Origin of the sequence: Streptomyces sp. BV286 (assembly GCF_019090165.1) — a bacterium.
Classification (GTDB): Bacteria; Actinomycetota; Actinomycetes; order Streptomycetales; family Streptomycetaceae; genus Streptomyces.
This window is the reverse complement of sequence record NZ_JAHRIB010000047.1, coordinates 1-21,392: the sequence shown is the minus strand read 5'-3', so window position 1 is coordinate 21,392 and position 21,392 is coordinate 1. Positions and strand designations below refer to the sequence as shown.

At 72.7% G+C, this 21,392-nt stretch carries 19 protein-coding genes; 8 read left to right on the top strand and 11 right to left on the bottom strand.

What is annotated here, in order from left to right; all coding sequences use genetic code 11:
* On the top strand, positions 1 to 1,230 hold a 1,230-nt coding region (locus tag KUF83_RS06515), incomplete at its 5' end, for a PQQ-binding-like beta-propeller repeat protein (RefSeq protein WP_217453596.1).
* A gap of 103 nt (positions 1,231 to 1,333) precedes the next feature.
* Here the strand turns inward: KUF83_RS06515 and KUF83_RS06510 are convergent.
* The 4 genes from KUF83_RS06510 to KUF83_RS06495 all read right to left on the bottom strand — a co-directional run bounded on the left by KUF83_RS06510 (position 1,334) and on the right by KUF83_RS06495 (position 4,365).
* On the bottom strand, positions 1,334 to 1,840 hold the full coding sequence (locus tag KUF83_RS06510) for a hypothetical protein (RefSeq protein WP_217453595.1): 507 nt from the start codon (positions 1,838 to 1,840) through the stop codon (positions 1,334 to 1,336).
* 102 nt (positions 1,841 to 1,942) lie between these two features.
* The gene (locus KUF83_RS06505; protein WP_217453594.1) at positions 1,943 to 2,713 is read right to left on the bottom strand and encodes an enoyl-CoA hydratase/isomerase family protein; all 771 of its coding nucleotides are present in this window, start codon (positions 2,711 to 2,713) and stop codon (positions 1,943 to 1,945) included.
* Positions 2,710 to 3,144 (bottom strand): Zn-ribbon domain-containing OB-fold protein, encoded by a 435-nt coding sequence (locus tag KUF83_RS06500; RefSeq protein WP_217453593.1) that lies wholly within the window; start codon positions 3,142 to 3,144, stop codon positions 2,710 to 2,712. The genes KUF83_RS06505 and KUF83_RS06500 overlap by 4 nt, the downstream gene beginning before the upstream one ends.
* 45 nt (positions 3,145 to 3,189) lie before the next feature.
* Positions 3,190 to 4,365: a lipid-transfer protein gene (locus tag KUF83_RS06495; RefSeq protein WP_217453592.1), complete on the bottom strand. Its 1,176-nt coding sequence runs from the start codon at positions 4,363 to 4,365 to the stop codon at positions 3,190 to 3,192.
* 92 nt (positions 4,366 to 4,457) lie between these two features.
* Between KUF83_RS06495 and KUF83_RS06490 the strand changes: the two genes are divergently transcribed.
* Complete coding sequence (locus tag KUF83_RS06490; RefSeq protein WP_308402927.1) at positions 4,458 to 6,059, top strand: FadD3 family acyl-CoA ligase; 1,602 nt, start codon at positions 4,458 to 4,460, stop codon at positions 6,057 to 6,059.
* A 100-nt stretch (positions 6,060 to 6,159) separates the two neighbouring features.
* Here KUF83_RS06490 and KUF83_RS06485 read toward each other — a convergent pair whose 3' ends face one another.
* From KUF83_RS06485 to KUF83_RS06475, 3 genes are read right to left on the bottom strand one after another with little or no spacing between them, the layout of a single operon-like run.
* Positions 6,160 to 8,745, bottom strand: a complete 2,586-nt coding sequence (locus KUF83_RS06485) for an FtsX-like permease family protein (protein WP_217453590.1) — start codon at positions 8,743 to 8,745, stop codon at positions 6,160 to 6,162.
* A gap of 4 nt (positions 8,746 to 8,749) precedes the next feature.
* Positions 8,750 to 9,514: an ABC transporter ATP-binding protein gene (locus KUF83_RS06480; RefSeq protein ID WP_217453589.1), complete on the bottom strand. Its 765-nt coding sequence runs from the start codon at positions 9,512 to 9,514 to the stop codon at positions 8,750 to 8,752.
* Positions 9,511 to 9,753 carry a hypothetical protein gene (locus KUF83_RS06475; RefSeq protein ID WP_217453588.1) on the bottom strand — a complete coding sequence of 81 codons (243 nt, stop codon included), beginning with the start codon at positions 9,751 to 9,753 and terminating at the stop codon, positions 9,511 to 9,513. Before KUF83_RS06475 ends, KUF83_RS06480 begins: the two co-directional genes overlap by 4 nt.
* Positions 9,754 to 9,957: 204 nt before the next feature.
* Here KUF83_RS06475 and KUF83_RS06470 point away from each other — a divergent pair, with 204 nt between their 5' ends.
* From KUF83_RS06470 to KUF83_RS06460, 3 genes are all read left to right on the top strand, one after another.
* Positions 9,958 to 11,244: a sensor histidine kinase gene (locus tag KUF83_RS06470; protein WP_217453587.1), complete on the top strand. Its 1,287-nt coding sequence runs from the start codon at positions 9,958 to 9,960 to the stop codon at positions 11,242 to 11,244.
* Positions 11,232 to 11,891, top strand: coding sequence for a response regulator transcription factor (locus tag KUF83_RS06465; RefSeq protein WP_217453586.1), 660 nt, complete (start codon positions 11,232 to 11,234; stop codon positions 11,889 to 11,891). The genes KUF83_RS06470 and KUF83_RS06465 overlap by 13 nt, the downstream gene beginning before the upstream one ends.
* Before the next feature lie 213 nt (positions 11,892 to 12,104).
* On the top strand, positions 12,105 to 13,301 hold the full coding sequence (locus KUF83_RS06460) for a serine hydrolase (protein WP_217453585.1): 1,197 nt from the start codon (positions 12,105 to 12,107) through the stop codon (positions 13,299 to 13,301).
* Positions 13,302 to 13,375: 74 nt separating this feature from the next.
* On the opposite strand, the gene KUF83_RS06455 is transcribed toward KUF83_RS06460, so the two are convergent.
* The 3 genes from KUF83_RS06455 to KUF83_RS06445 all read right to left on the bottom strand — a co-directional run bounded on the left by KUF83_RS06455 (position 13,376) and on the right by KUF83_RS06445 (position 17,124).
* Positions 13,376 to 13,528, bottom strand: a complete 153-nt coding sequence (locus tag KUF83_RS06455; protein WP_217453597.1) for a hypothetical protein — start codon at positions 13,526 to 13,528, stop codon at positions 13,376 to 13,378.
* 182 nt (positions 13,529 to 13,710) lie between these two features.
* Positions 13,711 to 13,953, bottom strand: a complete 243-nt coding sequence (locus tag KUF83_RS06450; RefSeq protein WP_217453584.1) for a hypothetical protein — start codon at positions 13,951 to 13,953, stop codon at positions 13,711 to 13,713.
* Between the two features lie 216 nt (positions 13,954 to 14,169).
* Entirely contained in the window at positions 14,170 to 17,124 is a 2,955-nt protein-coding gene (locus KUF83_RS06445; RefSeq protein ID WP_217453583.1) for a BTAD domain-containing putative transcriptional regulator, read from the bottom strand.
* Between the two features lie 224 nt (positions 17,125 to 17,348).
* On the opposite strand from KUF83_RS06445, the gene KUF83_RS06440 reads away from it, so the two are divergent.
* From KUF83_RS06440 to KUF83_RS06430, 3 genes are all read left to right on the top strand, one after another.
* Positions 17,349 to 18,581 (top strand): amidohydrolase family protein, encoded by a 1,233-nt coding sequence (locus tag KUF83_RS06440; protein WP_217453582.1) that lies wholly within the window; start codon positions 17,349 to 17,351, stop codon positions 18,579 to 18,581.
* Positions 18,582 to 18,631: 50 nt separating this feature from the next.
* Entirely contained in the window at positions 18,632 to 19,534 is a 903-nt protein-coding gene (locus tag KUF83_RS06435) for an LLM class F420-dependent oxidoreductase (protein WP_217453581.1), read from the top strand.
* Positions 19,535 to 19,750: 216 nt separating this feature from the next.
* On the top strand, positions 19,751 to 20,473 hold the full coding sequence (locus KUF83_RS06430; RefSeq protein ID WP_217453580.1) for a response regulator transcription factor: 723 nt from the start codon (positions 19,751 to 19,753) through the stop codon (positions 20,471 to 20,473).
* A 71-nt stretch (positions 20,474 to 20,544) separates the two neighbouring features.
* On the opposite strand, the gene KUF83_RS06425 is transcribed toward KUF83_RS06430, so the two are convergent.
* A complete protein-coding gene (locus KUF83_RS06425; protein ID WP_217453579.1) occupies positions 20,545 to 21,336 on the bottom strand; it encodes a hypothetical protein in 792 nt (263 codons plus the stop codon).
* Positions 21,337 to 21,392 lie beyond the last annotated feature (56 nt).

Sequence of the window (21,392 nt, the reverse complement as noted above, 5' to 3'; positions counted from 1 at the left end):
GCGGCCTCCTGGTCCCGGCCGCGCCCCGGCGTGAACGGCGCCGACCTCGCGGCGGCCGGACCCGTCCCCGTACCCGCGCCCGGCCCCGGGCCGGACGGCGGCTCGTCCTGGCGGCCGTGGCGCTTCCGCATGTCGAACGACGTGTGGGGTACGCCCGCCGTCGCCGGAGACCTCGTCTACGTCACCTCGTTCGAGGTGCACGCGCTCGACGTGGCCACCGGCCGGCGCCGCTTCAAGACCCGGGACGTCGCCTGGTCGATGGCGGTCGCCGACGGCCGCGTCCACGCCTCCGACGGCCCCACCCTCTTCGCCCTGGACGCCCGCGAGGGCACCGACCTGTGGCGGCTGCCGACCGACGCCTGGGTGTACTCCCTCCGGGCCGACCGCGGCACCGTCGTCACCGGCACCCGCGGCGGCGGCGTACAGGCCTGGGAGGCCGCCAACGGCCAGAAGCTCTGGGAGATCACCGGAGCCCAGACCGACTTCGAGTCGCCCGAGGCCGGTCCGTTCGTCCTCGACGGCACGGTCTACGTCTGGAAGGACGCCCGGCTGCGCGCCCTGGAGGCCCGCACGGGCGAGGAACGCTGGTCGTACCCCATCGGTGACGCGGCGTCCTGCGGGGGAGTCCCCGTCCGCATCACCCAGGCCGACGACGGATACGTGTACGTGTCGGCCGGCACCCGGGTCCTCGCCATCGACATCGCCGGCGGGCACGTCCGCTGGCACTTCGAGGCGCCCGCCGTCTTCCTCAGCCCGCCCACCTTCGCGCCGGGCCCGGCCGTCACGGGCGGCGGGGTGTACCTCGCCGACTACCTCGGCACGGTGTACGCGCTCGACGCCACCGACGGCCGCGACCGCTGGCGCATCGCCACCGAGGCCCGCTCCTCCATCGAACCGGTCCTCGTCTCGGCCGGACACGTCCACGTGGGCAGCGGCAAGGGCCTCTACACACTGGACGCCGTCACCGGTACGCCCAAGTGGCGCTTCCAGGCGGGCGGCGACCTGGTGGGCGCGCCCGCCGTGGCCGACGGACGCATCCACTTCGGCTCCACGGACCATCTCCTCTACACCCTGAAGGCCGACGACGGCCGGCTCCGGTGGAAGCTGGCCACGGGTGGCGAGATCACCGGGGCGCCCGTCGTCAAGGACGGCGTGGTGTACGCGTGCAGCAAGGACCGGTGCGTGTACGCGCTGGACGCGGAGAAGGGGACGGGTACGGCCCGTTCCTGAGCGGCGGGGCCACCGGGCGCCCGAGGGCGGCTGACAGGCGCGGGGCGGGCCGCGTGACCGGCCGCGACGAACCCGCAGGTCACAAGGCGTCCGGCGGAAGCGGTCAGCGGTAGTCCTGCGACCGCGTCGGTTGGTCGAGCGTCGGCACCGTCGGGTCCCACGGAGGTACGTAGTGGGCGTCCTCCCGGTTGCCGCGCCCCCGCAGGACCACGGAGGCCACCAGCAGCAGCGCCCCGCCGCCGAAGGCGAGCCCCGCCCCCGTTCCCAGCCCGTCGCCCGCGTCGCCGAGGACGACGAGGGTGCCCTCGGCCTGGCCCACCCGGACCATCCAGAGCACGGTGAAGCCGAGGACGACCACGCCGGCCAGGCCCACCAGCAGCCGGGATCTGAACAGCAGGCCGACCACCGTGATCAGCGCGGCCACCGCGAACGGCAGGAAGAGCGAGGCGAAGAGCTCCGCGGACACGGTCGTGACGCCGCCTCCGGAGAACAGGTCCCCCAGGCGGTAGTGCCGTCCGAGACGGCCGTCGTACCAGGCGCGGAAGGGGCTCCATACGGCGGCCGTCGCTCCGGCGAGAGCGAGGAGGGACCCGATCACGTTACGGACCATGCGCGGGCCTCCGTTCGCTGCCCCCGACGCCGACGCTACGCCGGGTGGGCGAGCCCCGCCAGGCGACGACGGGGCTCCGGGCGGCGCCCGGCGCGGCCGTGGTCAGCGGGTCCGGAAGCCCGGGCGGCGGGCGCCGAACAGCTCGGCCTGACCCTCGGCGGGCAGGTTCCCGAGCGAGACGAGGTGCGGCGCGTGCGACAGGGCCGCCGCCCGCGTCGCCTCCTGCGCGGCCCACACGGCCCGTACCGTCCCCTGGACGGCCGCGGTCGGGTAGGACGCGATGACGTCCGCGCACCGCACGGCGGCCGGCAGGGCCTCGCCCGGCGGGGTGATCTCGGAGACCAGACCCACCTCGTACGCGCGCCGGGCCGAGATCCGCTCGGCCGTCCCCATGAGCGCCATCCGGGCCACCTCCCCGAACGGCATCCGCTGCGCCAGGTAGACCGACTCGTAGGCGCTGACCATGCCGTACGTGGTGTGCGGATCGAAGAAGGTGGCCGTCTCGTCGGCGACCACGAACTCCGCCTCGCCGATCAGGTAGAAGGCTCCGCCGCACGCCATGCCGTTGACGGCGGCGATCACCGGCTTCCACAGGCCGGCCGCCTTCGGGCCGATCGCGACGAGCGGATCGTCCAGCATGTAGGGCGAGCCGGGCTGCGGCACCTCGGCGTCCCGGTCGAGGCCGGTGGAGAAGGCCCGCCCGCCCGCCCCGGTGAGGACGACCGCCCGTACGGAGTCGTCGAACCTGAACTCCTTCCAGGCGGCGGTCAGTTCGGCGGCGGTGTCGAGGTCGATGGCGTTGAGCCGCTCGGGCCGGTCGAGGGTGACGACGGCGACGCCGGTGTCCTTGTCGGCGGTGATGCGCAGGGTCATGGCCGCTCCAGTACCCATCGGGGCAGCCGGATGCCGTCCCCGCCGTCAGAGAAGACCACCTGTACCTTCGCCCCGATCCGGATCCGTTCCCGGGCGACCGAGTTGAGTGGTGCGTCCGGCCCGCTGACGAGGTTCCCCACGAGCCGGATGCCGGGCGCGTCCGTCAGCTCGACGACGATCACGTTGTACGGGGCCTGCGCCGCGTAGTCCGGCAGGAGGGGCGGATGCGGGACGACGTACGACCAGACGCGTCCCCGGCCGCTCATCGGGCGCCACCGGCTGTCGAAGGAGTGGCAGTGCGGGCAGCAGGGCCGGGGCGGGAAGCGGAGCTCGCCGCAGTCGGGCTCCGCGCAGGCCTGGACGCGCAGCTCTCCCCGGGCGGCGTACTCCCAGAAGGGGGCGCCGTCGTCGTCCACGACCGGTGTCAGCATGTCGGCTCCTCGGTTCGGTGGGGGCTGGTTGCCCTGTCGGGTCGGTCAGTTCCTCAGGAGGAGAGCGGACGTGGGCACCCCTTCGCCCGCCGTGACCAGGCAGGTCGCGGCGCCCGGGACCTGCGCGGTACTGGTGCCGCGGAGCTGCTTCACGCCCTCGTTGATGAGGTTGAAGCCGTGGACGTACGCCTCCGAGAGTCCGCCGCCGCTCGTGTTCACCGGCAGGCGCCCGCCGATCTCCAGGGCGCCCCCTTCCGTGAACGCGCCGCCCTCGCCCCGGCCGCAGAAGCCGTAGCCCTCCAAGGAAAGCGGTATGAGGGCGGTGAACGCGTCGTAGATCTGGGCGACGTCGACGTCCTGCGGGGTGAAGTCGGCGTGTTTCCACAGGTGTCGGGCGGCGGTCCAGGCGGGTCCGGTCAGCGGGTCGTCGTTCCAGTAGTTGACCATCCCGTGGTGCTGGGCGGGCAGGCCCTGGGCGGCGGAGTGCACGTACACGGGCCGGTGCCGGCAGTCGCGGGCCCGCTCCGCGGAGACGATCACGCAGGCCAACGCCCCGTCCGTTTCAAGGCAGTTGTCGAAGAGGCAGAGGGGCTCGCTGATCCAGCGGGAGGTCATATACATGTCCCGGGTCAGCGGCCGCTCGTACATCATCGCCGCGGGGTTCTGGTTCGCCCGGTTCCGGCAGGCGAGGGCGACGTTGAAGAGGTGGTCGCGGGTGGCCCCGTACTCGTGCAGGTAGCGGCGGGTGAGCATGGCTATCTCGTCGGCGGGCCGCAGGAGACCGAAGGGGCGGGTCCACTGGGCGGGGGTGGGGAGCTGGACTGCCGTGTTCTTCCAGGGGCGGGGCCCGCTGCCCCGCTTCCGTGACCGCCAGGCCACGCCGACCGTCGCCTGCCCGGTGGCCACGGCGGAGGCGAGATGCGCGACCGTGGCACAGGAACCTCCGCCGCCGAAGCCGACCTTGCTGAAGAAGGTGAGGTCGCCGAATCCCGCGGCCTTGGCGACCTCGACCTCGTCGGTCTCCTCCATCGTGAAGGAGGCGAGCCCGTCGACCTCGGCGGGGTCGATCCCGGCGTCGTCGAGGGCGGCGAGGATCGCCCGGCACGCCAACGCCTTCTCGCTCTCGGGGAGTTGCTTGGCGAAGGCGGTCTGTCCGATCCCGACGACGGCCGTCGCGTCCTTGAGTCCCGCCGCCCCCGTGCCTGCCCCTGTCCGTGCCATGGGCACACCTCCACCCCGGTCCGCTGATGCTGACAGGGCGTCAGGCTACAGCTAATCTGACGGGTAGTCAGCTACTGGTGGGGAGGCCTGCTGTGCGCGGTGACTTGGAGTGGGGCACGATCCCGGGGCTCGTCCGGGCGGCGGCCGAGCGGTACGCCGGCGTGGAGGCGGTCGTCGAGGGCCGTACGCGCGTCACGTACGCGGAGCTGGGCGCCCGGGTGGAACGCGCGGCGGCGGCCTGCGTCGCGAACGGCGTGACCCCCGGCGACCGGGTGGCGATCTGGGCGCCCAACACCCTGGACTGGATCGTCTCCTCGCTGGGAGCGGTGTCGGCGGGCGCGGTCCTCGTCCCGCTGAACACCCGCTTCAAGGGGACGGAGGCGGCGTACGTCCTGTCCCGCAGCCGCACGAAACTGCTCTTCGTCACGGGCACGTTCCTCGGGACGTCGTACGTGGCGTCCCTGCGGCGGGCCTGCGCCGAGCGGGAGGAGGGCGAGGGGCCCCTCCCGGGCCTCCCGCACCTGGAGCAGGTGGTGGTCCTGTCGGACGACGCCCCCGCCGACTTCCGTACCTGGAAGGACTTCCTGGCGAGCGGGGACGGGGTCGCGGAGGCGACGGTACGGGAACGGGCCTCGGCGCTGGACCCCTCCGCCCCTTCGGACATCATCTTCACCTCGGGCACGACGGGCCGCCCCAAGGGCGCCGTGATCACCCACGCGCAGACACTGCGGGCGTACGACGTGTGGTGCGACCTGGCGGGCCTGCGCGAGGGCGACCGCTACCTGATCGTGAACCCCTTCTTCCACACCTTCGGCTACAAGGCGGGTGTGATCGCCTGCCTGATGCGGGGCGCGACGATGATCCCGCAGCCGGTGTTCAACGTGGACACGGTCCTCGCGAACGTGGCCTCGGAACGCATCTCGGTGCTCCCCGGCCCGCCCACCCTCCACCAGTCCCTCCTGGACCACCCGAAGCGTGACGCGTACGACCTCTCCGCCCTGAGGCTGGTGGTGACGGGCGCGGCGGTCGTCCCGCTGCGCCTGGTGCAGCGCTTGCGGGAGGAACTCGGCGTGGGCACGGTCCTCACCGCCTACGGCCTCTCCGAGGCGAGCGGAATCGTCACGATGTGCCGCCGGGGCGACGAGCCGGGCGTGATCGCGTCCACGTCGGGCCGGGCCATCCCCGGCACGGAGGTCAAGGTGGTGGACGCCAGGGGCGCCACGGTCGCCCCGGGCGGTCCGGGAGAGGTCCTGGTCCGCGGCTTCAACATCATGCGCGGCTACTACGAGGACGCGACGGCCACCTCGGAGGCACTCACGCCCGACGGCTGGCTGCGCACCGGCGACATCGGCGTCCTGGACGACGCCGGCAACCTCCGGATCACCGACCGCATCAAGGACATGTTCATCGTCGGCGGCTTCAACGCGTACCCGGCGGAGATAGAGCAACTCATGGGCCTCCACCCCGACGTCGCGGACGTGGCGGTGATCGGCGTCCCGGACGACCGGCTCGGCGAGGTCGGCCGGGCGTACGTCGTACGGCGGCCGGGGGCCGTGGCGACCGGGGACGACCTCATCGCCTGGGCCCGACGGGAGATGGCCAACTACAAGGTGCCGAGGACGGTGGAGTTCGTGGGCGAACTGCCGCGCAACGCGAGCGGCAAGGTCGTCAAGGGCGAACTGCGGGGGCGCTGAGGGGCTGGTCCGGGATCGGGAGTACGGGCGGACGCGCGGCCGGGGTGATCCCGCCGCGCGTCCGCCCGTACCTGCGATTCCCTTCTCGTGGCGCCCCGCGCTATTCGCGGGCGGACAGCGCGTGGGCGGGTGCCGTGCGCAGTGCCTGGCGGGTGGGGAGTTCGACCGTGACGAAGGCCGTGCAGATCACGGTCAGCGCGACGGCGGGGAGCAGCCACACCGGGCCCGCGGGCCACGGCCGGTCCAGGAAGCCGATGCTGAGCAGCGCGAGGGGGATCGCGGACAGCAGCAGGCCGGTGGTGACGGCGGCGACCCCGATCACCGCGGCCTCGCGGCGCATCATCGCGAGGATCTGGCGCGGCGTGGTGCCGTTGAGGCGGAGCGTGGCGATCTCGCCCTGGCGCTGGGCGGTGGTGGCGACCAGCTTGTTGGCGATGCTGAGGAGGAGGTAGCCGAGGAGCACGACGATGAGGGCCAGGTTGATCCAGACCGTGGGCGGGGCGTCGCTCAGGCTGTCGCCCGATCCGGTGTCGGTGGGCGTGAGGGCCAGGCCCGGGCGGCCCGCGGCGAGGGCGTTGAGAGCGCGCCGGGACGTCTCGCTGCCGTCGGTGCGGACGAGGATGCTCTGGTCGAGGTCCGCGGTGGTGTGGCCCTCGGCCAGGTCGTGGGAGAGGGCGAGCGGGCCGAAGCCGAGGCCGCGGTCGTAGACGGCGACGACCTTGGGGCTGACCCGGGTGCCGTCCCCGAGGACCAGGGTGATGCGGCTGCCGAGTCCCGAGCCGGGGGAGCGGGCGACCTCGGTGCTGACGGCGACCGTGTCGCCGGTGAGCCCGGCCAGGCTGCCGTCCCGTACGCCGAGGTCGAGGACGTCCGACGCGGCCGGGGTCAGGATCTTCGCGGAGGCGGCTTCGACGACCGGGTCACCGAACTGCTTGTACTGCCGGATGACGGTGGTGTCGCCGACCGGGGCCGCCGCCTCGACGCCGGGGGTCCTGGTGACGGCGGCGAGGGTGCCGGTGGGCAGGCCGCCGAGGTCCGGCGCGGTCAGCTGCTGCTGGGCGAGGGTGCCGGTGCGGGTGTCCTGGGCGGTGGCGCTCATGACGGTCGTCTGGGCCAGCGTGTAGGTCAGGACGAACACGACCGCCATGGCCAGGGCACTGACGACTCCGGAGATCCGCAGGGAGTATCCGCGGATGTTGGACACCGCGAGCCAGGTCGGCGCCGAGACCCCGGGCCGCAGCCGCCGGCCCGCCGCGTTGCCGATGCCCCGGACCAGGGCGGGTCCCGCCAGGGCCAGGCCGATCGCGCCGATGATGCCGGCCATGGAGGTGGCCGTCGCGCCGATGACCGTACGGCTCAGCAGCGGTACGACCGACAGCGTGGTGGCGGCGACGATCAGCAGCAGCCCGACCCGGGCACGCGTCTTCGACGGGGTGCGGGGTTCGCTGCGGGACTCGGCGACCGCCTCGGTGGCCGGCATGCGCGAGGTGCGCCACGCGGCGCTGCGGGCCGACACCTGCACGGCGAGGCCGAGGAGCAGGACGGTGGCGAGCGCGGGCAGCGGACTGAACGTGAGCGGCAGGGCCTGCGGGATCACCTCACGGTCGACCAGCAGCTGCCGGAACCGGCCGGCCAGCAGATAGCCGAGGCCGACCCCGGGCACGACCGCCACGGCGGCGATGATGGAGGCCTGTCCGGCCGCAAGTCGCCTGATCTGCCGGGGAGTCGCGCCGACGGCCCGCATCAGGGCCAGGTCGCGGCGCTGGCCGCCGATCGACACGGCGAGCGCGCTTGCCAGCACGAACCCGATGATCAGCATGATGATCCCGGCGAGCGAAGCGGCCAGCAGGATCAGCAGGGAACGGGCGGCGCCCGCGCCGGGAGAGGCGACGTCGCCGCGCTCGGAACCGGTGGAGACGACCAGGGGGGCGGCGGCCTCGGTGTCCTTGCCGGCGGCCGTCTTCCTGCCGGTGTCCTTGATCTTCTCGCGGGCGGCTGCGGCCACCGAGGCCTCGGCGCCGGGCTCGGTGCGCAGGGCGACCAGGTCCACGGTCCCGGCGCGCTGTCCGTCGGCGCGGCCGGCCAGCCGTACGGCCGTCGGGTCGGCGAAGAAAATTCCGGCGTCCGGTGCGTTCACCAGCGCCGTGACGCGGTACGCGGCGGCGGCGCGGCCGCCGGCGGCGACCTTCACCTCGTCCCCCACCCGGACTCCCGCGGTGGCGGCCGTGGCGCTGTCGAGGGCGACCTCACCGGTGCCGGCCGGAGCGGAGCCGTCGACCTTCCCGTCCACGATCAGCTTTGTCGAGGACCAGCCGTGCCCGGCCGTCCGCGGGTCCTCGGTCGGTACGACCCGGCCGTCGGCGTCGACGAGGCCGGCGGGGAAGCCGATGTCGCCGACCGCCGCGGTGACGCCGGGCAGTTGGGCCAGCTCGTCGACCAGCCCGGCCGGGACCGAGCCGCGCTCCGTGTACGCGATCGGCAGGTCGGGGCCCGAACTGAAGCTCTGTTCGGTGGAGACCACGACCTGCGCGCCCGCCAGGCGTCCGGCCGGCAGCTGGGAGCGGAACCCGGACTCGGCCATCACACCGGTGCCGGTGATGAGGACCGCTCCGCCGAGGACCGCGCACGCCACCGCCAGCAGGGCGGTGATCCGGTGTCCGGCCATCCGGACCGCGAGATACAGCATGGTTCTAGACCTCTCCGAGCTTGACGAGACGGTCGGCCAGTTCGGGTGCGGTGGGCTGGTACAGGCGCTCGACCACCCGGCCGTCGGCCATCACCACCGCGTGGTGCGCCTGGGCGGCGGCGGCCGGGTCGTGGGTGACCATCACGACCGTCTGGTGCAGTTCGTCGACGAGTTCGCGCAGCAGGCCGAGCACCTCGTGGGCGCTGCGCAGATCCAGTGCTCCGGTCGGCTCGTCGGCGAACACGACGGCCGGCCTGGCCACCAACGCCCGTACGATCGCCGCCCGTTGCTGCTGCCCGCCGGAGAGCTCGGCGGGCCGGTGCGACAGCCGGTCGGCCAGCCCGACCCGCTCGACCAGGGTCCGCAGCCACTCCCTGTCGGGAGCCCGCCCCGCCAGGCGCAGCGGCAGCGTGATGTTGTCGGCGATGCTGAGCGCGGGGACCAGGTTGTAGGACTGGAACACGAACCCGATGTGCTCGCGGCGCAGTTCGGTGCGGCGGGTCTCGTTCAGGCCGCCGATCTCCTGGCCGCCGATACGGATGCTGCCCGAGGTCGGCGAGTCGAGGCCGGCGGCGCAGTGCATCAGCGTGCTCTTGCCGGACCCCGAGGGCCCCATCACGGCGAGGAACGTGCCGTGCTCCACGGCCAGCGACACGTCGTCGAGGGCGTGGACGCCTCCCGCGTACGTCTTGCTGACGTTCTCCAGCGCGATGGCGGGACCGGTCCGTGTCGTCGCCGGGAAGCCGGCTCCCGCCCGGACGCCGCTCATCGCCGGCCCCGCAGGTGGCGGGTGACGAGCGCGGTCACGCACAGCGCGGTGACGACGCCGCAGGCCAGGTGGATCGCGGTGGAGGCGGTGCCGTAGGAGGCCACCATGTTGCCGACGGTGCTGACGACCAGCACCAGCCAGAGCACCGTACGCACGACGTCGTTGCGGGTGACGTCGGTCGTCGCCGGGTCCGTGCTCTCGACGCCGCTGGTGAGGCGGTAGGGGTCCATGGTGGCCATCGCTGTCCCTCTTCGGATTCTTCGAACTCTCCGGACCCTGGGGCGGGTCCCGCTGACATCACCGAAGTTACGGATCAGCACCCTGTGCGGCCGAGCCCGCCAGCAGCCCGACTCGGGGTACAGCAGGCTGTACCTCTACGCTCCTCATCGGGAATGAACCGGCCGCCCGGACAGGGCTGTTGGCGAGGCAGAGAGGAGGAGCGGATGTCGATCCCGACCCGGCACGGTGAGCCGGTCGACGCGGACGCGGGACGGCCCGGGATCAGGGCGAGCGTGATCCGGACCGCCGAGGCCGCGGGCGCCGCGCTCGGACAGCTCATCGGCGGGCTCGGGACCGCGGCGCTGGCGCTGGCCGTGCTGTTCTGGCTGGCCGTCGCCGCCGTGACGTCCGTCGTGGGCGTCGGACTGCTCATGGCCCCCGCCGCGCTGCGCGCCCTGCACTCCCTCGCCGACCGCGAACGCCACCGGCTCGCCCGGTGGGGACCCGAGGTCATCGGGCCCGACCCGGCCCCGGCACGGCTGCGGCTCGCCCTCGTCGACCCGGCCACCCGGCGGGAGCTGCGCTGGCTGGCCAGGCACGGCACGCTCGGGCTGCTGCTCGGCCTGATCGCGCTGCTGCTGCCGCTGATGGCCGTACGCGACGCGCTGTTCCCGCTGTACTGGCGCTTCATGCCGGAGAACACGACCAGTACGTCCCTGGGCCTCGGCGACGCCCAGGGCTGGCCCGACGCCCTGGCCGTGACTCTGCTGGGCCTCGGCTGGATCGCGATCATCGTGGGCCTCACCCCCGCCATGGCACGGCTCCAGGCGCGGCCGGGACGCACCCTCCTCGCGGCCGGACCGGACACCGACCTGTCCCTGCGCGTCGCGGAACTCACCGCCACCCGGGCCGCCGCCCTGGACGCGCACGCCACCGAACTGCGGCGCATCGAGCGCTCGTTGCACGACGGCACCCAGAACCGGCTCGTCACCGTCACCGTGCTGCTCGGCGCGGCCCGCCGCATGGTGGCCCGCGATCCGGCGGGCGCCGACGAACTCCTCGAACGGGCCCAGAGCGCCGCCGAGCAGGCCCTCTCCGAGCTGCGCTCCGTCGCCCGGGGCATCCTGCCGCCCGTACTGGCCGACCGCGGCCTCGAAGGCGCGCTCACCGGACTCGCGGCGAGCTGTCCGGTGCCCTGCCGGATCGACGTCGAGGCACCCGAGCGGTGCGCCGCGTCCGTGGAGGCGAGCGCCTACTTCGTGGTCGCCGAGACGCTGACCAACATCGCCAAGCACAGCGGGGCGACGAGCGCCACCGTCACGGTCCGCAGCCGTGGCGGCCGGCTGCGACTGGACATCACCGACGACGGCCGTGGCGGCGCCGACGAGGCCGGCGGCTCCGGGCTCACCGGAATCCGCCGCCGGATCGCGGCCCACGACGGCACCCTCGACCTGGCCAGCCCGCCCGGCGGCCCGACGACTCTCAAGGTGGACATGCCATGCGGATTGTGATCGCCGAGGACGACCCGTTGCTGCGGGAGGGGCTCGCGCTGCTGCTGCGCGCCGAGGGACTCGACGTGGTGGCCACCGCCGGCACCGCCGACGGCATCCTCGACGCCATCGACACCCACAAGCCGGACGTCGCCATCCTCGACGTACGGATGCCGCCGACGCACACCGACGAGGGGATCGTCGCGGCCGTCGAGGCCCGGCGGCGCAGGCCCGATCTCGCGGTCCTCGTCCTGTCGGCGTACGTCGAGCAGTCCTTCGCCACGGAGCTGCTCGTCGGCGGGGTCACCGGGCTCGGCTACATGCTGAAGGAACGGGTCGGCCGGGTCGAGGAGTTCCTCGACGCGCTCAACCGGGTGGCCGCCGGGGGAACGGCCATCGACCCGGAGGTCGTCGCGCAGCTCTTCACCCGCAGCCGCCAGGACACCCGCCTGGAGCGGCTCAGCCCCCGTGAGCGCGACGTGCTCGGGCTGATGGCGGAGGGCCTGGGCAACGGGGCGATCGCCGAACGGCTCGTCGTCACGGAAGGCGCCGTCCACAAGCACATCCGCAGCATCTTCGCCAAGCTCGACCTGTCGCCCGCCGACCAGGTGGACCGGCGGGTCGCGGCGGTCCTGCGCTACCTCGACGACGCACGGCGCCGCTCCTGACCGACCGACTGACGTACCGTCACCGGACCCTGCCTTCAGCCGTGTTGGCCGAGGTCGGGCCCGGTCGGGTACAGCAGGCGCTACCAGCCCCGGGGTGTGAGCACCCGTACCGGACGGCCAGGCTGCCGGATCGTGACGTACGGCCGGAATTCCTAAGTTGGTGATCACACCGCAACGGCGGTACGACGACCGACCCGCTAGGAGCCAGCCCGCATGAAGACGAAGCTCACCTCCCGCATCGTGGCCACGACGCTGGTGACCGCCCTGGCCGGTATCGGACTGACCCTGCCCGCGGCGGGCGCGACGGGGCCGGCGGCGAAGCCGACGCTCAACAAGACGCACGGCACGGCGCACGACAAGGCGCTGCAGGCAGGCGTGGACGCGATCCTGAAGACCGGGTCCGTGGGTGTCGTGGCCCAGTCGACGGGTCCGCGGGGCTCCCGGTACGCCAACGCCGGGGTGGCCGACAAGGCCACCGGCGCAGCCGCCCGCTCCGGTGACCGGTTCCGGATGGCCAGCGCCAGCAAGACGTTCGTCGCCACGGTGGTGCTTCAACTCGTCGGTGAGGGACGCCTGTCGCTGGACGACTCGGTGGAGCACTGGCTGCCGGGAGTCGTGTCCGGCAACGGCAACGACGGCAGCCGGATCACCGTACGGCAGCTGCTCCAGCACACCAGCGGACTGTTCAACTACACCGCGGACTTCGCCCCGTTGACCAGCGTGGACGCCTATCAGGCGGGCCGCTACACGACCTGGACCCCGGAGCAGCTGGTCGGCATCGCGATGCGGCACGCCCCGGAGTTCGAGCCCGGCGCCAAGTGGTCGTACTCCAACACCAACTACATCCTCGCCGGGATGATCATCGAGAAGGTCACCGGGCACAGCTGGGAGCAGCAGGTCACCCGGCGCATCATCCGCCCGCTGGGCCTGCGCGACACCTCCGTGCCGACCACGGACACCCGGATCTCCGGCCGCCACCTGCACGGCTACTCCGACTTCGGGAAGACCGGGCCGACGATCGACACCACCGCCTTCAACCCCTCCGCGGCGGGTGCGGCCGGCGCCGTGATCGGTACGACGGCCGACCTGACGCGCTTCTACAAGGCGCTCCTGGGCGGCAAGCTGCTGCGCTCGGCGGAACTGAAGGAGATGAAGACGACCGTACGGACCCCGGACCTGGACGTCGTGTGGCCCGGCGCGAGTTACGGCCTCGGCCTGATGCGGGTTCCGCTGACCTGCGGCGGCTCCTACTACAGCCACGCGGGCGATCTCCCCGGCTCCACCACCCGCAACGGCATCAGCCCGGACGGCCGCCGGGTGGTGGTCCTGCACGCGACCGGCGACGGCGCGTCCGACCTGTCCACCGAGCGGGCCCAGAGCGACCTGATCGACGGCGAACTCTGCGCCTGAGGAGCCGGGCCGGCTCCGGCCGCGCATGCAGAGGGGGCCGGGCCCGGTGGGCTCGGCCCCCTCGGGGTGCTGCCTTACGGCGTGGGGCCGCCCGGTGCGGTCACGGGCATCGAGTTGTCCGGCGGCGGCGCGGGCATGGAGTTGTCGGCCAGTGCCGGGCTCGCGGCCGCGGCGGTGACACCGGCCAGCAGGGCGATCGTGGCGAAAATCTTCTTGGTACGGGTCATCTCGGCTCCGGTGGGGAGAGGATTTCCGGACAGTGACCGACGCTAGCGGTCCGGGGCACGGTCGGGCAGACCGCGTGCGCCTCCCGCCTGCGCCCGGGCCCGGACCGTGCCCCGGACAGACCTCGGCCGCGGTGGCTCCCCCTCCGCGCCACCGCGGCCGATCCCCGTCGGGAGAAAGGTCTCTACTTGCCGCCGTCGAGGTCCAGGGCGGGCGGAGCGGGCATGCCGTTGTCCATGGTCCGCAGCTCGTTCTTCGCGGGCTCGCTCGGGCTCGGCATGCCGTTGTCCAGCGGGGCGACCTCCGTGTCCTGCGGCGGCGTCGGCATCCCGTTGTCGAGCGGCTTGACGACGGGGCCCTTGGCCGGCGGCGTCGGCATCCCGTTGTCCTGCGTCGTGAACTCCGTGTCCTTCTTCTGGTCGCTCATGGGCTCGGGTCCCTCCGTTGTGGTGACGAGTGAGGAACGCCCGCCCAGAAACTCCCCCGAGGGCCGCTGGACGGGCGTTCGGAGCCGCACACTAACCGGTTGGGCTCCTGGTCAGACCGTCTGCCCCCCGACGCGACGGTGTGACAGGTATGAGAGTGCCGGTCGGCGATAAACGAATGCTGAACGTCCGCGTCAATCCGGCCGCAGGGCCGCCGCTCACGCCGCCTTGGCGGGCGTGAGCAGCGCCCTGACCTCCTCGGCCTGCACCGCGCCGCCGTTCTGTTCGAGCAGGTTGAGCGCCTCGCGCCAGCAGGCCCTGGCCCGGTCCACCTGCCCCAGCATGGTCAGTGCCCGGCCCAGGAGCGTCAGGACGATGCCCTGCATCCGGTCGCCGCCGATGCAGCCGAGCGCGAGGGCCTGCTCGGCGTGCTGGGCCGCCTGCGCGGGCCGGCGGGCCGCCAGATGCGCCTCGGCCATCCGGAAGTTGGTGGTTCCCTCCCAGAGCCGCTGCCGGTGGCTGCCGAACACGGACAGCGCGTCGGAGAACTGGCTGAGCGCCTCGGAATGCCGGCCGGCCCTGGTCAGCGCGATGCCCAGCGTGAAGTGGCCGTTGGCGAGGCGCAGGGTCTGCCCGATCTCCAGGTACGTCGCGAGGGCGCGCTGCGCGATCTCCACCGCCATGGTGATGTTGCCCATGCCCAGGTGGGCGCGGGACAGGTTGCACAGGCTGAGCGCTTCGAGCGGACGGTTGCCGATCGCGCCGTACCCCTCGATCGACCGCTCGAAGTACGGCTTGCCGCTCGCGAACTGTTCCTGGTGGAGGAAGGTGAGCCCCCGGTCGTTGGCCGCCCAGCTCATGGCCATGGCGTCCTGGGCGGTGGCGGCGAGGTCCATGGCGAGCTGCGCCTGTTCGGCGGCCTGCTGGATGCGGCCGGAGACCAGCAGGACGTTGGTGAGCGTGGTGCGGGCCCTGCCCTCCGCGCGGGCGTCCCCGGCGGCCCGGGTGGCGTCGCACATCGCCCTGGCCGTCGTCTCGTACTGGTGGGAGTTGGCCCCCGACTCGGTGAGGTCCTTGGCGGCCCACAGCAGGTCCACCGCCCGCGGCAGCAACTCCGTGCCCGCCGACTGCCGTACGCAGGCCAGCAGCGGTGAGGCCTCCGTGTAGAGCCAGTCGAGGGCGGCGCTGCCCTCGGTGAACCGCAGCCCCGGGTACTCCGTCGCCTCCAGGTGGTCCACCAGCCGGTCGCCCGGCCGTTCGATCGCGTAGACCCCCGAGGCCGTGGCCAGGTAGAAGTCGAGCAGCCGGGACATCGCGGCGGCCCGCTCGCCGGGCGGCTGTTCGTCCCGCTCGGCGCACGCACGCGCGTAGAGCCGGACCAGATCGTGGTACCGGTAGCGGCCGGGCGCCGCCGACTCCAGCAGCGAGGTGTCGACGAGCGACTCCAGTACGTCCTCGGTGTCCTCCGTCGAGAGGTCGAGGACGGCGGCGGCCGCCGCGAGGGAGATGTCCGGACCGTCCGCGAGCCCCAGCAGCCGGAAGGCCCGCGCCTGGGCGGGCTCCAACTGCCCGTAGCCCAGCTCGAAGGTGGCCTTCACGGCCAGGTCGCCGGCCTGCAGCTCGTCCAGGCGCCGCCGTTCGTCCGCGAGCTTCGCCGCCAGGACCGAGACCGTCCAGGTGCGCCGGGCCGCCAGCCGGGAGGCGGCGATCCTGATCGCCAGCGGCAGGAAGCCGCAGGCCGCCACCACGTCCAGCGCCGACTGGCGTTCCGAGGCCACGCGCTCCGCGCCCACGATCTTCGTGAAGAGCTGGAGTGCCTCCTCCGGTGACATCACGTCCAGGTCGACCAGGTGCGCGCCGGCCAGGTCGACCATCCGCACCCGTGACGTCACCAGTGCCGCGCACCCCTCCGTCCCGGGCAGTAGAGGGCGGACCTGGGCGGCGTCCCGGGCGTTGTCCAGCAGCACCAGGACCCGCAGGCCGTCCAGGGTCGAGCGGTACAGGGCCGCCCGCTCCGCCAGGGAGTCCGGGATGGCCGAGTCCGCGGTGCCCAGAGCGCGCAGGAAGGCGCCCAGTACCGTCTCCGGTTCGGCCGGCCGTCCGCCCGCTCCCTGCAGATCCACGTACAGCTGCCCGTCCGGGAAGGCGGTCCGGGCCCGGTGGGCGACATGCACGGCCAGGGTCGTCTTGCCCACGCCGCCGATGCCCGCCAGGGCCGACACCGCCATCACCCGGCCCTCGGCCGCCGACGCCGCCGAGAGCACCTCGCTCAGCTCGGACACGAAGGACGTCCGGCCGGTGAAGTCCGGGACCGTGGCGGGCAGCTGGGCCGGGCGTACCGGGACGGCCGGGGTCTCCGGGGCCAGCGGGGCCGAGGGTTCCGCCAGCGCCGGGTCGGCCTGAAGGATGCGCTGCTGGAGTACCTGGAGTCCGGGGCGCGGGTCCACGCCCAGCTCGTCCGCCAGCAGCCGCCGGGTGTCCGCGTACGCCGCGAGGGCCTCCGCCTGCCGGCCCGAGCGGTACAGCGCGAGCATCAGCAGCTCACGCAGCCGCTCCCGCAGGGGGTGGGTCGCGGTCAGGGCCGTCAGCTCGGAGACGGCCTCCGCGTGGCAGCCCTGTTCGAGGTCCATGTCCAGGCGAGACTCCAGCAGTTGGAGCCGCCACTCCTCGAGGCGCGTGCGCTGCGTCTCCGCGTACGGGCCGGGGACGCTCGCCAGCGCCTCTCCGTCCCACAGGTTCAGTGCCTTGTTGAGGAGAGCGCGGGCGTGGCACAGGTCACACGAGTTCCTCGCCTTCTCGGCGTCGGTGGCCAGCTCCTGGGCGACGGCGAGGTCCAGCGCCCCGTCGCGGAGGGAACGGATCGCGTACCCGCCCGCATCGCTGACCAGGACATCGGGATCCAGCACCTTCCGGAGCCGGGACGCGTACGTGCGCAGAGCCGCCAGCGCCTGGGAAGGCGGCTCCTCGCCCCACAGTGCGTCGATCAGCTCGCCCGCCGTGGCCGTGCGGCCCTCGCGGAGCAACAGGGCCGCCAGCAGCGCGCGTTGCTGTGGGGAGCCCGTGGGCAAGGAATCCGCCCCACGCCAGGCGCGCACCGGGCCGAGCACGCTGAAGCGGAGGCTCGCCGATTCCTCGGGGCGCCGCTGCTCCGGTACTCGCGGTACACCGTCCATCGCTGTCCCCCTGCCGAACCGTCATGACAACCACGCCAGTTTGCCTTGTCCATGGCGGATGCGTCAGCCGTGGGAGACACCGATCACAGGACGCCGTGGCAACTCGCGCAACCTCTCACAGGGCCCACACCCCGTCCTCGCAACCCCACGACGCGACTTCCGCATTCCAGAGACCGCCCTCCAGAGAGCTGACGCACCGTCAGATCGGCGCTACCGTACAACGTATGGAGACCTTCCCGAAGATCATCTCGGTGGACGACCACACGGTGGAACCTCCCGACGTCTGGCGGGACCGGCTCCCGTCGAAGTACCAGGACCAGGGACCCCGCGTCGTGCGCGCCCCCCTGAAGGAAATGACCTTCCTGGGCGGCAAGTTCGCCCCTGTCATGGGCAGCCCCGGCGACGACGGCCCGATCGGCGACTGGTGGGTGTACGAGGACCTGCACCGCCCCCTCACCCGTCTCGACACCGCCGTCGGATACGACCGCGACGAGATCAGACTCGAAGTGATCACGTACGAGCAGATGCGCCCGGGCTCGTACGACGTCCCGCAGCGCCTCGCCGACATGGACGTCAACCACGTCCAGTCCGCCCTCTGCTTCCCCACGTTCCCGCGCTTCTGCGGCCAGACCTTCACCGAGGCCAAGGACCGCGAGCTGGGGCTCCTCTCGGTGCGCGCCTACAACGACTGGATGGTCGACGAGTGGTGCGGGCCCGACGCCCGGGGCCGGCTGATACCGCTCACCCTCATCCCGCTGTGGGACGCGGAACTCGCCGCGCGGGAGGTCCGGCGCAACGCCGCCCGCGGGGTGCGGGCCGTCGCCTTCTCCGAGATACCGCCGCACCTCGGACTGCCGTCCGTGCACACCGACGACTGGGATCCGTTCTTCGCGGCCTGCGACGAGACGGGCACCGTCATCGCCATGCACATCGGGTCGAGCAGCCGGATGCCCTCCACGTCCGCCGACGCCCCGCCCGCCGTCGGCTCCACCATCACCTTCGCCAACTGCTGCTTCTCGATGGTCGACTGGCTGATGAGCGGCAAGTTCGAACGCTTCCCGAACCTCAAGGTCATGTACGCGGAGGGCCAGATCGGCTGGATCCCCTACATCCTGGAGCGCGCCGACGTGGTCTGGGAGGAGAACCGCGGCTGGGGCGGCGTCGCCGACAAGGTCCACCGCCCGCCGTCCGAACTCTTCAGCGAGCACGTCTACGGCTGCTTCTTCGACGACGCCTTCGGCCTGAAGAACCTGGACGCCATCGGCGTCGGGAACGTCCTGTACGAGACCGACTACCCCCACTCCGACTCCACCTGGCCCAAGTCGCGCGAGGTCGGCGAGGCCCAGATGGGCCACCTGGACGCGGACGTCGTCGACCGGATCGTCCGCCGCAACGCGATCGAGCTGCTGGGGCTGACGCAGGACGGTCTGTGGGCCGGACCGGGCGGTGCCCGGTGAACACGCCCCCCGGCGGCTCCCCTCCCGGTGACGCGCCCTTCAGTTACGGGATGCAGCTCCCGGTCCAGTCGCAGAGCACCCTCTACGCCGAGGCGTGGGAGGCCGACGCCGGGCCGGAGGATCTCGTGGAGATCGCCCGGGTCGCCGACGGCTCCGGCTTCGCGTATCTCGCGAGCTGCGACCACGTCGCGATACCGAGGCGGCTCGCCCCCGCGATGAGCACCGTCTGGTACGACCCGGTCGCCACCCTCGCCTTCTTGGCCCCGGTCACCGAGCGGGTGCGGCTGCTCAGCCATGTCGCGGTCGTCGGGCTGCGGCACCCCCTCGCCACGGCCAAGCAGTACGCGACCCTCGACCACCTGAGCGGGGGGCGCCTGATCCTCGGAGTCGGCGCCGGGCACGTACAGGAGGAGTTCGAGGCGCTGGGGGTGGACTTCGAGCGGCGCGGGGCCGTGCTCGACGAGTGCGTCGACGCCCTGCGGGCCGCGCTCGGGCCGGACGAGTTCCCGTCCCACCACGGCAAGTTGTACGACTTCGAGGGGCTCGGGCAGCGGCCCCGGCCGGCGCAGGAGCGGGTGCCCGTCTGGGTGGGCGGCTCCTCGCCCGCGGCCGTCCGGCGGGCCGCCGTCAAGGGCGACGGATGGCTGCCGCAGGGGGACCCGCGCGAGCGGCTGCCCGAGCAGATCGCCCGCATCGGCCGGCTCAGGGAGGAAGCGGGGATCGCCGAACCCCTCACCGTCGGCGCCATCACCGAACCGCTGTACGTGGGGGAGCCGGACTGGGCCGTGGGGCGCCGCACCCTCACCGGCGCCCCCGAAGCGCTCGCCGAGTCGCTGCGGGCGTACCGGGCGATGGGGGTGCACCAGATCCAGGTGCGGTTCCGCAGCAGGAGCCGCACCGAACTCACCGACCAGATGGCGGCGTTCGGGACGGAGGTCGCGCCGCTGCTCTAGAGAGCCCGGGACTCGCGGAGGCGGACCTCCGTGGGAAACCTGTCTGACAGCCAGACAGTTTGTCGTTGAAACTTCGAACATATTCCGTCCGTGGCACGTACGTAGGGGCATCCTGGCTTCGGCGGAAGGACACGCGAAGTGCGATCGCCCCGGCACGTCCGAACTTCCCAGCACGGTTCCCAACACAGTTCCCAACACGGTTCTCTGCGCGGCTCGTTGTCCGGCGCCCGGCGTACGGGCGCCGTCGCCCCGGCAGACCCGTCCCGCAAGCTGTCCGTCGCCCTCGCCTGTGCCGAGGGCGACTGGCCGCACGACGACTGGCCGGCTCCGGACGACCCGTACGTGGGCCCGGCGCAGCACGTGCCTGCGCCCTACCGCGCTCTTCGCGAGGGCCCGTTGCGCGGCACGGTGGACGTCGTCGTCCTGCGCTGCGAGGAACCGCCGGCCGCCTTCGCGGAGCTGCTGACGGCCATGGGCGCGACGAGCGCCCCGGTGATCGTCGTCAGCCCCCGGCGGGACACCGAGGCGGTGGTCGAGGTGTTCCGGGGCGGGGCGGGCTATCTGGTCGAGGGCGACTACTGCGCCTGCATGCTGTCCTCGGCGGTCGTGGCCGCCACGGTCGGACACACCTACCTCTCGCCGACCGCGTCCGTCGTCCTGCGGGAGGCCGCCCGGCGGATGCCCGACGGCGCGGAGGCGACGGAGCGGGTGCGCTCCCTGCTCTCACCCCGGGAGAGGGAGATCATGGAGCTGCTCTCGACCGGCCTCGGCGCGCAGGACATCGGCCTGAGGCTGGGGCTGAGCGAGAAGACCGTCCGCAACAACCTCAGCAACATCTACGCCAAGCTGGACGCCCGGGGCGGCACGGAAGCGGTGCTGCGGTGGCTCGGTGCCCCGCACGGCGACGCCCCGGGCATCCAGGGCTCGCCCCTCCACTGACGCGGGGGCGGGCACGGAAAAAGCCCCCGCGCGGATCGCGGGGGCCGTCGGTCCCTGGTCGCCGGGCGTCGTTACGGCGCCGGGATCTCGGACAGCGGGATCTCGACGTCCGAGACGTTCGAGCCGCCCTCCTCGAAGCCGGGTTCCGCCCTCAGGCTCTTCGACGAGTTCTGGATTCCGCCCGCCTCGGGAGTTCCGCACTTCACGTTGCGCAGCCAGAGGCGGCCGTCAGGGGTGCCGTTCTTCAGGAGCTGCGGGTAGAAGACGTGCACGCTCGTGCCGCCCTCGCCGGGCGAGAAGAACACCTTCTGACCGTCCTGCTCCTCCTTGTACGTGGCCCTGAGGAAGCCGCTCACGTCGGTGCGCTTCTCCGACCACATGAAGAAGCCGAGGTGGTCGGCCTTCACGGTGTCGGTCCTGGAGAAGTCGAATCCTGTCCCGGTGTCGTCCCGCTGGATGCTGAACTCCGTCGTGTTGAACTTGGCGCCGATCTCGAAGAACGAGTTCCCCAGCTTCGAGTCCGCGGCGGCCGTGAACCCGTCCTCAAGGGTGATGGACCTCGTCACCGAAGCGGAGACGCTGAAGTTCTTCGTGGCGTCGGCGGTGGATCCGCAGTTGTCCGTCACGGTGGAGACACGCTTGTTCGGGCCCAGGTTGTTCCTCTTCACCTGGACGTCGACGAACGCGCAGTCCTCCAGCTTCGCGGAGTCCTCCGCGCAGTCCCTGGACACCTCGGACGGGGTGGCGGCACCCGCCTGGTTCATCAGCGGAACGGCCACCGCGGCGGCCACCACCGGGGCCAGCATGAGGGCGATGCGCTTCTTCTTGCTCCGGTGATGTCCCTTGCGGCCGGTGCGTGTCATGGTGCGTCTCCTTGGAGCTTGAGGGGGGAAAGCAGGTGGGGGGGAGCGTGTAGGGG

Bases quoted from the DNA above. Each gene is read 5' to 3' on its own strand.
- KUF83_RS06510 (WP_217453595.1), bottom strand. From the start codon at position 1,840: ATGGTCCGTAACGTGATCGGGTCCCTCCTCGCTCTCGCCGGAGCGACG.
- KUF83_RS06505 (WP_217453594.1), bottom strand. From the start codon at position 2,713: ATGACCCTGCGCATCACCGCCGACAAGGACACCGGCGTCGCCGTCGTC.
- KUF83_RS06500 (WP_217453593.1), bottom strand. From the start codon at position 3,144: ATGCTGACACCGGTCGTGGACGACGACGGCGCCCCCTTCTGGGAGTAC.
- KUF83_RS06495 (WP_217453592.1), bottom strand. From the start codon at position 4,365: ATGGCACGGACAGGGGCAGGCACGGGGGCGGCGGGACTCAAGGACGCG.
- KUF83_RS06485 (WP_217453590.1), bottom strand. From the start codon at position 8,745: ATGCTGTATCTCGCGGTCCGGATGGCCGGACACCGGATCACCGCCCTG.
- KUF83_RS06480 (WP_217453589.1), bottom strand. From the start codon at position 9,514: ATGAGCGGCGTCCGGGCGGGAGCCGGCTTCCCGGCGACGACACGGACC.
- KUF83_RS06475 (WP_217453588.1), bottom strand. From the start codon at position 9,753: ATGGCCACCATGGACCCCTACCGCCTCACCAGCGGCGTCGAGAGCACG.
- KUF83_RS06470 (WP_217453587.1), top strand. From the start codon at position 9,958: ATGTCGATCCCGACCCGGCACGGTGAGCCGGTCGACGCGGACGCGGGA.
- KUF83_RS06465 (WP_217453586.1), top strand. From the start codon at position 11,232: ATGCGGATTGTGATCGCCGAGGACGACCCGTTGCTGCGGGAGGGGCTC.
- KUF83_RS06460 (WP_217453585.1), top strand. From the start codon at position 12,105: ATGAAGACGAAGCTCACCTCCCGCATCGTGGCCACGACGCTGGTGACC.
- KUF83_RS06455 (WP_217453597.1), bottom strand. From the start codon at position 13,528: ATGACCCGTACCAAGAAGATTTTCGCCACGATCGCCCTGCTGGCCGGT.
- KUF83_RS06450 (WP_217453584.1), bottom strand. From the start codon at position 13,953: ATGAGCGACCAGAAGAAGGACACGGAGTTCACGACGCAGGACAACGGG.
- KUF83_RS06445 (WP_217453583.1), bottom strand. From the start codon at position 17,124: ATGGACGGTGTACCGCGAGTACCGGAGCAGCGGCGCCCCGAGGAATCG.
- KUF83_RS06440 (WP_217453582.1), top strand. From the start codon at position 17,349: ATGGAGACCTTCCCGAAGATCATCTCGGTGGACGACCACACGGTGGAA.
- KUF83_RS06435 (WP_217453581.1), top strand. From the start codon at position 18,632: ATGCAGCTCCCGGTCCAGTCGCAGAGCACCCTCTACGCCGAGGCGTGG.
- KUF83_RS06425 (WP_217453579.1), bottom strand. From the start codon at position 21,336: ATGACACGCACCGGCCGCAAGGGACATCACCGGAGCAAGAAGAAGCGC.